General features: G+C 34.8%; 7 protein-coding genes. All 7 read left to right on the forward strand.

The window, feature by feature from the left end:
• Positions 1–200 precede the first annotated feature (200 nt).
• Positions 201–917 (forward strand): thioesterase II family protein, encoded by a 717-nt coding sequence (locus tag JO950_RS18810; RefSeq protein WP_202704018.1) that lies wholly within the window; start codon positions 201–203, stop codon positions 915–917.
• A gap of 23 nt (positions 918–940) precedes the next feature.
• Positions 941–1306, forward strand: coding sequence for a hypothetical protein (locus JO950_RS18815; RefSeq protein WP_202704019.1), 366 nt, complete (start codon positions 941–943; stop codon positions 1304–1306).
• A 181-nt stretch (positions 1307–1487) separates the two neighbouring features.
• A complete protein-coding gene (locus JO950_RS18820; protein ID WP_202704020.1) occupies positions 1488–3974 on the forward strand; it encodes a TonB-dependent receptor in 2487 nt (828 codons plus the stop codon).
• Between the two features lie 147 nt (positions 3975–4121).
• Positions 4122–5756, forward strand: coding sequence for a cyclic peptide export ABC transporter (locus JO950_RS18825; protein ID WP_202704021.1), 1635 nt, complete (start codon positions 4122–4124; stop codon positions 5754–5756).
• Between the two features lie 381 nt (positions 5757–6137).
• Positions 6138–10568 (forward strand): non-ribosomal peptide synthetase, encoded by a 4431-nt coding sequence (locus tag JO950_RS18830; RefSeq protein WP_202704022.1) that lies wholly within the window; start codon positions 6138–6140, stop codon positions 10566–10568.
• A gap of 30 nt (positions 10569–10598) precedes the next feature.
• Entirely contained in the window at positions 10599–11237 is a 639-nt protein-coding gene (locus tag JO950_RS18835; RefSeq protein ID WP_202704023.1) for a 4'-phosphopantetheinyl transferase superfamily protein, read from the forward strand.
• A gap of 24 nt (positions 11238–11261) precedes the next feature.
• On the forward strand, positions 11262–13050 hold a 1789-nt coding region (locus tag JO950_RS18840), incomplete at its 3' end, for an alpha/beta fold hydrolase (RefSeq protein ID WP_202704024.1).

A 13050-nucleotide genomic window follows, 5' to 3' on the forward strand; every position in this document is an offset into this window, starting at 1 on the left:
CCTTTCTTTCACATAGTATATTATGTGCTTTTTAACTAGTGAAACGCCTTTTTTAAGTCTACAAAATCTATGTTTCTATGTGTTAAAACGCTTCCAGCCAACGGATTAATTTTAAATTGAGGCATAACAGCATAACCCATGTGAGACCTTCTTTTGATTTTTTTAAAGAAGGCTCTCACTAACCAAATTATAAAAAGCAGATGAATAAAAAGCAATTATTCTTATTACACTTCGCCGGTGGCAGTATCTACTCCTTCGAGTTTCTGAGAGCATTATGCACCGATTTTGAAATGATACCGCTGGAACTTCCCGGAAGAGGAAAAAGAATCAAAGAAAAACTATTGACTTCCTATCCGGATGCTATTAAGGACCTGTTCTCACAGATAACCGATAAGCTTAACGGGAGCCCGTTTATCGTTTACGGGCACAGTTTAGGTTCGTCTCTGGGTTTGGGAGTGACCGATTTATTAGAGAAAAACAACACTCCGCCCCAATGTTTGATCGTAAGCGGTAATGCCGGACCCGGAATTGCAACAGAAAACAACAGATCTGAGCTGGAGCGTGACGATTTCATCAGCATGCTTACCGAATTGGGTGGGATACCGGATGAGTTATTAAATAGTAAAGAACTGCTCGATTTTGTATTACCAATACTTAAGGCTGATTTTAAAATAGTAGAAGAAGATTTTTTTATTGAAAATGCCATTGTAAAAGCTCCGATTGTGGCCATAATGGGGAACTCAGAGAAATATGTAGATCGGATAAACAATTGGAGAAAGCACACGTTTTCCGGTTTTAACTCCTACATACTAAAAGGAAACCATTTTTTTATACTCGACCATGGTGATAAATTGAAAGAAATTTTTGATATTAGTTTTAAGGAATGTACAAGTCTTAATTATAATAATGTACAATAGCATTGCTAAAAAACAAACCAATTATGAAAACAACCAAAACCCTGATTACCGCTGTTATGATACTATTAATTTCAATTGGCAGTAGGGCACAAAACAACAAAAAAGAGCAGACCGAAAATCAATTGACGATTACAGGAATTACCGGACAATCTATCAAGGAATCTGCTGATGTAAATAATGTCGAAAAGCTAATTGCAGCAATCAGCAATCAAATAGTAAAAGAAAAGCTGGCACCGGCCAATACGACCAGTTTGTCTTATATACTCAACAGCAAAGAGTTTATAATAAACGGAGTGAAGCAGAAGCCGGAAGTACAATTGAGATATAAAAATAAATATATCGGAAACCATGCGAAATGGAATATTTGTAAAAACTTCAAGGCAAAATAAAATTCATCATGAGATGAGTTTTCTTCTTTAGTATACATCCTGCTTTTACCATTCAGAGTGATTATCCTATTCTTGAAATATTGCGATCCCTTAAATTTCTTAAATTTTATCAATTCAAAAGAGCTTGAGTTTACATCTTGTATCCCTTACAGGCAATCTTATTAAATACATTAAAAAAATAATGAAGTATAATTATATGCATTTAAAATATATCGCTTTACTATGCGTGTTTGTTTTTCTGGGCAATTCAGTATACGGACAAAGTTCAAAAGCAACGGGTAACGAAATATACAAACAAGTGTCAGCAGCATCCATTTCAGGAACCATTATTGATGCTGAAAATAAAGAGCCTGTTATTTTTGCAACCATTCTTTTGTTGAACGAGGAGCAGGAAACATTAGTAAAAAGCGAATTGTCTGAAACAAAAGGAGAATTTAATTTTAGAAACCTGAAAAGCGGGAACTATAAAATTAAAATTACCCATGACGACTACAAAACGTTTAGCACAGGAATTATAACCATTAAAACAGACAATCAAAAAGAAGTACTGCCGATAGAATTGTTCAAAATCACAAAAAAGGAAAGCTTAAAAGAAGTCGTAATACTTAAAAAGAAAAAGTTTGTGGAGACTAAAATCGATCGTACCATTTTAAATGTTGACGCTTTAGAATCTAACTCAGGAATTACCGCTTTAGAATTGTTAAAGAAAGCTCCCGGAATCAGTATAAGCGATCAGGGAGTTGTAAGTCTGAATGGAAAAGCAAATGCGACCATTTTTATCGATGACCGTCCAACCTATCTGTCAGGCGCCCAACTTGAAAGCTATTTAAGCGGATTAGCTTCAGATAATATAGACAAAATTGAAATCATGACCAATCCGCCTGCGAAATATGAAGCAGCAGGAAATGGCGGAGTGATAAACATCAAATTAAAAAAGAGCAAAAAAGAAGGAGAAAACGGAAGTGTTATTCTGGGCTTAAGACAGCATAAATTTACAGAATACAATGCCACGTTTGCTTTGAACAAAAAAAAGGAGAATTACAATATCTTTCTGAATGGAAATGCAGGTTACAAAAAACGCTTTCAGGATCTTTATATCAACAGAAACTATACCGATACAGGCAGCTACAGCAAACAGGAAAACAATAATGTAGGAGATGCTATAGTAACGAATCTAAGATTTGGAGCAGACTATAATCTGTCAAAAAATACGGTGATTGGAGTCTCTGCAGATGCGTCAATCTGGAATGGAAATGATCTTGATAACAGTTTGAATTACCTTTATAACAGAAACCAAACTACAGATTCCATTGTAAAAACATTAGGCAGCTCAGATGCTAAATCGGTAAACAGCGGAATAAATCTGAACATTAATCACAAGCTTAACGAAAAAAGCGATGTGAGTGCCAATTTAGATTACTTACTATACGATTCTTTTCCCTATCAGGAATTTAAAAATTCGATCATTTTTCCGGATGCAAACAAAAATTATTCCGATATGCTGGTAGGAGGAGCAGCTTCTAAGGTTAATATTTATTCAGGAAAAGCAGATTATTCCAATCAGCTGACCAAAAAAACAAACCTGCAGACCGGATTCAAATACAGTAATATCAAGACCAACAATAAGAGCGAGTATTTCGATATCGTAAATGATATTTCGACGCCAAATTTAAATCAGAATAATAAATTTCTATACAACGAGAAAATAACAGCTTTATACGTGAGCTCCAACACAACTTTAGACAGACTTTCTGTACAGTTAGGACTCCGCTATGAAAGTGTAAAAATTGTCGGAGATCAGTTAGGAAACGAAATAAAACCGAGAACAAAAAATACAACTAAGTACGACAATTTATTTCCAACCTTATACCTGTCTTATAAGCTCGACTCTTTAGCCAATAACACAGTAGGAATCAATTACGGAAAAAGAATCGACAGACCATTTTATCAGGATCTTAACCCTATGGTTATTCAGGTTGATAAATTGACATTTTACAAAGGAAATCCCTATCTGCAACCTTCAATTACAAATTCTGTTGAAGCTTCTTACGCATACAAAAGCTTGTTGAATTTTACTCTTGCCTATAGTAAAATTGACGATCAGATCATGGAGACTATAGAAATTATAAACAATGTCTATTACAGTATGCCCGGAAACATTGGAAATACTCAGGTAACCAATCTGAGTCTTAGTTCCACATTTAATATTGCGCCATGGCTAACTTTTACCGGAAATGCACAAGTATCGTATACCGATACCAAAAGTGATTTCTTTGGAGGTAAACTGCATACATACGGTTATAATTTTAGAATCGATCCCGTATTGCAGGTAAAACTGAAAAGAGATTACAATATAGAACTTTTTGGACGCTATGTTGGGAAAGCTTATGTAGCACAATTTACACTGGATCCTTATTGGTTTCTTGATGTGACAATCAGCAAAAAACTTTCAAACAGAAGTTCTCTTAAATTAATAGGGATGGATATTTTCAGAACCTATATCACCAAAGGACAAATTAATAATCTGGTCAATGCAAATGCCGACTTCAGAACATTATGGAATACGAGACAGGTCAGACTATCGTTTACCTATAATTTTGGGGATAAGATGACTACTCAGGAGAGAGAAAATAACAGTATCGATACCGAAAAAAACAGAATCAAGTAAATCATAATCATCTGTCTTTTCTAGTTGCTAATTTTGACTTAGCATCTAAAAAAATAGAATTTAATTTTCAAGTTAATTTCAGAATCCGAATTTAAAAAGGGACACCATCTCTTTAAGACTTTATCAACCACAACAAAAACTTTTAAGATGTTTAAAATATCACTAAAAAATTCAATTCTTCTGGCAGCCTATGCTTTGCCAAATACAATTCTTAGTTTCGGAATAGTGTACATTATAAACAACACTTTGTCAGGCAACAAGTCATTTATGACGGATTATACCGGAATGGTTTTTTTTGCAATTGTTGTATATACTTATCTGATAAACATCATTTTTCAGAAAGGGCTCAATGAGTTTTCCTTTAAAATGTTATACGACAACGAAAAAACAATATTCTCAAAAATACTTCAAACCTCACTGATAAAATTAGAAAACTTAGGTTCTCAGCGTTTTTTTACCGTTGTTGAAGATTTACGGGTATTTGGACTTTTACCTTATACCGTAACCCATACCGTAAATTCTGTTTTAATGTTAGTGCTTTGTTTGATCTATATGTTTACCATCTCGGTAAGTTCTGCTCTTATTGTGGTAGTATTGATTATAGCCGTTGCCGCTTCCTATTTTGTAGTAATCAACTCTATGTCTAAAAAAGTAACCAGTCTCAGAGAATACAATGACGATTATTATAAGTACGTGGACGATGTTATGAAAGGATTTAAAAAACTAAAACTGAGTTTTTTCAAAGCTGAAAACTTAATGAATAGATTTTTAATTCCGAATCGGGATCAGGCGGGTGAATTAGACTTTAAAATTAGTTATATCTTTTTGTCTATAAATCTTATTAGTCAATATGGTTTATATGCCATTATCGCAACTATTTTGTTTGTATTACCGTCATGGGGATTATTGAGTCAGTCTGATGTGATAGCGTATGTAGTAATTGTTTTATTCATTTCAGGCCCCATAAATAACCTGATCAATCTGCAGCAAACCTATACACGTTTTATCGTGGCCAATAAAAGAATCAAGGATTTCTTGAAAGACTTTGAAGTAGATGAAGATGTGAAAAAACTAGTGCCGATAGACAACACTTCTTTTGAAAGTATCGAATTCAAAGACATACATTTTTCATACAATAGCGATTCCAACGACAGTGCTTTTGCATTAGGACCAATAAACTTAGAAGTTAAGGAAGGCGAGACCATCTTTATTGTTGGTGGAAACGGTTCCGGAAAAAGTACTTTTATCAATACCTTCACTGGATTATACACACCTTCTAAAGGAGGGATTCTTTTAAATGGAAAAGAAATAGAATCGGGTCAGGAAAATCAAAATTTAATTGCAGCCGTGTTCACCGACGATCATATATTTTCTCATAATTATGAAGAATATACCGTTGAAAACAATCCGGAATACAAAGAGTTATTAGAAATGATGAAGCTGGACAAAGTCATTTTAGATGATAAAGAAAGTTCTGCCAGAAGAAAATTTTCTAAAGGACAAAGTAAAAGAATGTCCTTGATTTTTGCTTTAATGGAGAAAAAACCAATCCTGGTTTTAGACGAATGGGCCGCCGATCAGGATCCTTATTTCAGGAAGTTTTTTTACGAAGAACTTATCCCAAAGTTAAAAGCAGAAGGTAAAACAATCATTGCAGTAACACATGATGACGCTTATTTCCACCTGGCAGATCGAATTATAAAATTTAATTACGGTAAAATTGATGCTGAGGTAAAAGTAGATAAATCAAAAGAATACAGTAAAGAGCTTTTCTGGGCATAATAAGGTGTGCAAACATAGCACACGGATTAAACAGATTCGCTAAAGCGAAAACGCTGATTGACGCTGATTTATTTGTTTATGTCTTATTCTGAAAATAGAATTTTAAATTATGCTCCAGCGGAGCATAATATTTATAGCAAAATTATCCAACACCAAATACAAGCTCCGGAGGAGCGAAATATCTATAGCATCCAGAGGGGCAAGGCAGGTATAGCTCCAGCGGAGCATAATATTTATAACAAAATTATCCAACACCAAATACAAGCTCCGGAGGAGCGAAATATCTGTAGCATCCAGATTGGAAAATTCAATTTGTTTAATTCCTAAAAATTAAGCGAAACAAGATATCATTTAGTTCTAATTGCGTAAAAATATTTTAAAATGAAACTCACCCTTCCTCAGCAAGATGTTTATTTCGAGCAGTTATTATATCCCAATGAGCCCATCTATAACATTGGGGCTAAGATTAAAATTAAAGGCCAAATAAACCATGATGCATTTCAAAAAGCATACATTGCTTTAATTGATCAGCACGATTCGTATAGAAGTATACTTACCAGCAAGCACGAAAATGTTCGGATTAAAATTGTAGAAGATCATAATTCAGCTTTGGGATTTGTTGATTTTTCTCACTCAGGAGAACCTTTCGAGGCAGCAAATGTGTATATGCAGGAAGAGTTTGCAAAACCTTTTGATTTATTTGGAGAGCATCTTTTGCATGTTTTTACCCTCGTTAAAGTTCAGGAAAACTTCCATTATTTATTTTCCGTTTACCATCATATCATAACCGATGGGTGGGGTACGTCGTTAATGTTTCAGAGATTGGTGCAAAATTACAATGAGATTCTCGAACATGGGAAAATTCAAACCGTATATCCTTTTAGCTACAAAGACTTTGCAGTTGATGATGCCGTTTATCAGCAATCAGAATCGTACCATCAGGACAAAATCTACTGGACTAAAAAGTTTGAATCCTTACCTCAGAACCTGTTTGATAAATTAGAAGATAACATTCAGATCAATGAAAGTGATCGCAAGGAGCTAATTGTCAAAAGAGAGGTATACAATCAGTTAAATTCGTTAGCGATACGTTATAAATGTTCTACTTTTAATGTCATTCTGGCTATCTTGTACGCTTATTTTGGAAGAAAACACCAGAACAATGATTTTGCCATCGGACTACCGGTTTTAAACAGGAGTAAAGCCAGTTACAAAAAAACAGTTGGTCTTTTTATGGGAGTGTCTCCTTTAAGAATTTCGATTGATTTTAACGCCACTTTCGAGAATTTAATTGCAGAAATAAAAACTACCCTAAGACATGATTATCGCCATCAGCGATTCCCGTTAGGAAAGTTAATTCAGGAGCTTCAGGTTTTTAGTGAAAAAGAGAGACTGTTCAATATTACACTTTCTTACGAAAAACAAAATTATTCTAATGATTTTCTTCATACCCACACACAGGTAATTCCGCTCACACATAAATCTGAGCGTGTAGCTTTGGCCATTTACATCAGAGAATTTGATGAAGACGAGGATGTAAAAATTGACTTCGATTACAACTTGAATTATTTTACAGAGACACAAATCACACAGGTCGTTCATCACTTCGAAAACTTAGTTCACGCCATTTTAGATGCTCCTGATCAAGTTCTAAAAGAACTAAACTATCTGGGAGAAGACGAAAAGCGCCAGGTTGTCGAAACATTCAATACCACAAAAGTTGACTATCAGAAAGAGAACACAATTTTGGATGTATTTCAGGATCAGGTGATAAAGTTTAGCACAAAAGAAGCCCTAAAAGACGATTATAGAAGTTACACCTATGCCGAACTGGATCAATTATCAGGTCAGATAGCCGAATACTTAAGGATCAATTACGGACAAGAGGACAAATCACCAATAGCCGTTTTATTAGGACGTTCGGCCAATATTGTCATTGTGTTACTGGGGATACTCAAAGCAGGCAGAGCTTATATTCCGCTAGATCCTTCATTCCCCGGGGACCGATTGAATTACATTATAGAAAACAGCCAGATTAAACTGCTTATCAATGAAAAAGGTTATGTGTTGCATACAGACGATGAGGTACAGGTACTATCTTTAGAGACAATCTTAGAAAAGGCCGCAGGATTAGAAGGAAAGCCATCCCTGACAGTTTCTCCTCATGATACCGCGTACATCCTTTACACCTCAGGTTCAACAGGCAATCCGAAAGGTGTTGAAATAGGGCATCAATCCCTGTTGAATTTCCTCAGCAGTATGCAGCAGGAGCCGGGGGTGAAGCCGAACGATGTATTATTTTCGGTTACAACTTACTCTTTTGATATTTCAATTTTAGAATTCTTTGTGCCACTATTGTCGGGAGCTGCTTTATATATGGCAAATCAGGAAATTTTAGCCGATCCGACGGTTATTATCCAAAAAATTCAGGAGATTCAACCCACAATAATTCAGGCAACACCAAGTTTTTACCAAATGCTATTCAATGCCGATTGGAGCGGAGACAAACGTTTGAAAGTACTTTGTGGAGGAGATTTATTAAGTGAAGCATTGGCCGAAAAGTTAATCAGTCATAGTTTAGAAGTCTGGAACATGTACGGTCCGACGGAAACCACCATTTGGTCGAGTTTAAAAAAACTGGAACATGCGAAAGAGGCGTCAAATATTGGAAAACCAATACACAACACACAAATTTACATACTGGATTCGTTTTTGAGTCCAAAACCAATCGGAACTCCCGGAGCAATTTATATAGCCGGGGATGGACTGGCAAAAGGATATTATAAAAATACCACATTGACTCAGGAAAAATTTATAAAAAATCCGTTTCAGACGAATGGTTTATTATACGAAACCGGAGATGTGGGCCGATGGAATGACAAAGGAGAAATCGAATTTTTAGGACGAAACGATAATCAGGTTAAAATTAGAGGATATCGAATTGAACTGGGAGACATCGAATCGCATTTGAATAAGATTTCCGGAATAAAAGAATCGGTTGTAATTGCAAAAAAAGGGAACCAGCAGGAAGCTTTTTTAGTAGCTTATGTGGTAAAAACGGAAGAAATAACAGATACAAGAGAAATTGTTGCGACATTAAAAAGGAACCTTCCATACTATATGATTCCAAGTACAATTGTTCTTTTAGAGGAGTTTCCGCTAACACCAAATCAAAAAATTGACCGTAAGAACTTAGCGCAAAGGGCCATTGAACATCATACAGCAAACGATGATTTTAAAGCACCAGATTCTGAGGTAGAGAAAAAATTGGCAACCTATTGGAAAGAAATTTTAAACAGTAAAAAAGAAATCAGTGCCAATGACAATTTCTTTGCACTTGGCGGACATTCTCTAAACGCAGTTAAACTTGCGGGATCAATAGCAAAAAATCTTTGGTACGACGTTAGTCTTAAAACGGTTTTCGATTATCCCACGATCAGATTAATGGCTGATTATTTAGTGACTTTAAAACCCAATGACAAACAGGGTATACCATTTACAACTCTAAAAACTGATTTTGCAATAACACCTTCACAGCAAGAATTATGGGTAGCATGTCAGGATCGGCAAAAATCGATTGCTTATAATATGGTAGCCGTTTTTGAAATTAATGGGACCGTATTTCCGGATAAAATCAACAATGCGATGTCTCAGTTAATTTTTGAAAATGAAATTCTCCGTACCAATTTTGTGGAAAGCAAAGGCGCTGTTTTTCAAAAAATAGGGAAACAAGAGGATATCGATTTTAAGATCACTCAGCTGCAGATTGATAACGAACAAAAAGAGCAGACTATTCAGCGATACATAGAAACACCGTTTGATTTAGAACATGATGTATTGGTAAGAATGCTGCTCGTACAAACGGGCGAGACAACATCATCATTGGTTTTTTGCACCCATCATATTATTATGGATGGAGTTTCATTAGAGTTTTTTACCAAAGAATTTATTCAAAAATACAATCATGCTGATTCCTTAATTAAAAACTCAGGTATTCAGTTTAAAGACTATACAGCATGGTTAGCTTCTGAAAATGACGACAAAACCACTTTCGATTTTTGGCAAAGATATTTGGAGGGGTACATTATCAAAGAAACGATCCATAGAGATTTTAATCAAAACGGACCATTGCAAAATGGAGCGTATTATGATGATGAGTTTACCATTGAGGATACTAAAGCATTAAAAAAATTCGCTCAGGAACAAAAAAGTACACTTTATAATACGATTATTTTGCTTTTAAATGTGCTCATTCATAAAATTAACGACCACAATGACATTGTAATTGGAACCGTTAATGCGGGAAGAAACAATGCTGATATTGCGACAATGATAGGAATGTTTGTAAAAACGCTGCCGCTTCGTGTTCGGTTAAATGAAGACATCGTTTTTTTAGACCTCTTAAAACAAGTTCAGGAAGACGTTCTCTTACTAAATACGCATCAGGATTTTCCATCACAACTTAAAAAAGAAACGCTGTTTGATGTTTTAGTAAGCTATCAGAATCCCGATTTTTCTTTTCAGGAAACGATTAAAATGGATCATGCCGAATTAAAATATGTGACTTCTGATACCAATTACAGCAGATTTCCTTTATTGTTTAATTTTTTTGAAAGCGCCAATACTCTAAAAGTCTCCGTTGCCTACGATAAGAATAAATATGAAGAAATCAGCATACAATTTCTTCTGGCCACTTTTAAAAATTTGTGGTCTCAAATAATAGAGAACCCTTCAGTTAAAGTAGCAGAAATTGAGTATCCTTTAGTGAATACAGCGAAACTTCAGGAAACCGATTTTGACTTTAATTTTTAAGCGTTTTTAACGATTAAAAACCAAATACTTTTGATACATATTTATTACTCCTATCTGTCTGAAGAAAAACATCAGAGTTTGCTGCAGAATGATTTACCGAAATTTCCGGCCGATTATCAGGATAAAATTAAGCGTTATCGAAGATGGCAAGATGCACAATTATCACTTTTAGGGCGGATACTCTTGTTTAAGGGAATCGAGGAAACTTATAAGCAAAAGCCTGATGCGAAAGAGATCATGCAAACTCTTTATAACAAACCCTATTTTGAAGATAATCTGGTTCTTTTTAATATTTCACATTCGGGAGATATTGTAGTTTGCGCCTTAAGCGACCAGCATGAAGTTGGTATCGATGTGGAGATCATGACCGATATTGAAACAGCTGATTTTAAATCGCAAATGACAGAAATAGAATGGAACAAGATCGTCCTGTCTGACAATAAAAAAGAGGCTTTTTTTGAGTATTGGACACAGAAAGAAGCTGTTCTAAAAGCTCAGGGACATGGTCTGATCGTTCCATTGAAATCATTTGAAGTCTTAGATAATAGAACCGAAATCAACGGAGAAAAATATTACTTAAGCGAAGTAAAAATAGATAAAAACTACAAATGCCACATCTCTTTAAAAACAGATGCCACAAAAATTTACCTGAAAAGAATCATATTATAAACCTAACAATTTAATTCAACCAAAATGAAAAAAATAATAAGTCTGTTTTTGTTACTATTGATTGTACCAAACCTTGTATTTGCTCAAACAAAAGCTTTTGCGTTAGAGAAAGTAAAGACCTTTTTTCCCGAAGATCAAAATCTCTCCAAAGAAAATATAGAATGGGCATTTTTAACGGTTCCTGAAAACTGGGATAAACCAACAGGAAAAACAGTAAAAATTGCTGTGGCTGTCTTAAAAAGCATCTCAAAAAGTAAAGACGCAAACCCGGTCGTATACATCGATGGAGGACCAGGATCAGGTGGTATTGAAGGAATATGGGCTTGGTTAGACCATCCGTTAAGGAAAAACAGCGACATTGTCTTGTTTGATGTGAGAGGAACTGGACGCTCCCTGCCAAAATTCTGTCCGGACCTGGGGAAAAAATTCTTAGAAATATTAGCAAAAAATCAAAACAGTACACAGGACGAACAGCAAAAAACGATTGCATCATTAGAATGTAAACAAGATTTACTCAACAGAAATATCGATATAAGCGCTTATAACAGCAGCTCTATCGTAAAAGATTTAAAGGCCTTAAAGAACGCTCTGAAATATGATAAATGGAATGTTTACGGGGTTTCGTACGGTACTTATACTGCACAAGTTTATGCAAATGATTTCCCTGAAGACATTAAAACATTAACACTGGATTCTTCCATTTCAGATATTTCTCAATATTACAATCGCAATACAGAGAATTATATGAGCAGTCTTAAAAAGGTTTTTAGTGCCTGTGAGGAAGACCCAAATTGTAATCAGCAATATCCTAATCTTCAGGCTGCTTACTATGAAACCATCAAAAAACTGGAAAAAAAACCTATCACCGTTAACGTCGATCAAAGAATAATTTCGAGTGGGAAGTTTACTTATAATGCAGAAGATTTTAAAATTGCAATTCAACAGTCACTTTATCAAAAAAGACTCATAGAAGTACTTCCATTATTAATTACCGAATTTAATAAAGGAAACAAAAGTACTTTAAGCTCATTAGTAGCAGCTTTTTCAGGAGCTTTAGGCTTAGATTACGGGCAATATTATTGTGTGAGCTGTAATGAAGCTGTGCCAAACAATTCGATTTCAGAATTTAATAAAAATGCACGTAATTATAAAGAATTACAAGGAGGACTTTCCTTTTACAAATCAGATTTCGTAGTATGTGATAAATGGAATTTAGGAGTAAATAAACAGCCTGCCTTGGTTAATTTATCCAATCTGTCCAAATTAACCATCCCCGTATTAGTATTTGCCGGAGCATTTGATCCGATAACACCTGCCTTAAATGGTAAAATTACCGTTGACAGGTTTAAAAAAGCATTTTTGGTAAACGCTCCAATTTCAGGTCATACACCAGGGTTCTCATTAGTAGGAGTTCAAATCGCCGAAGAATTTATAAAAAATCCGTTTCAAAGACCTAATACCAGGGAATTTGATACCGATAATAAAGTTCATTTTGTGACCAATATAAAAATCAGTGGAGGAATTTCGAATTTTGCCAATAGTCTAAACGAGTTTAATTGGCTCTTTTTTGCGCCTTTTTTCACCGCTTTGATTATCGCCTTACTTTCCATTTTTATTTTTGGTTATGTACTAATTAGAAAAAGAGAAGAGAAAACGGCCGATAAAATTTTGAAATCCCTTATTATAATCACCTCTATATTAGGTTTGTTTACTTTCATTGGATTTGTTTTAGCGATAAACCACACAGCCGAAAACAATTTCTATATACTTGCGTTCGGAATACCAAATCAGTTTAATTACCTATTTATAATAC

This window comes from Flavobacterium sp. UGB4466, from assembly GCF_903469665.1.
GTDB lineage: Bacteria > Bacteroidota > Bacteroidia > Flavobacteriales > Flavobacteriaceae > Flavobacterium > Flavobacterium lipolyticum.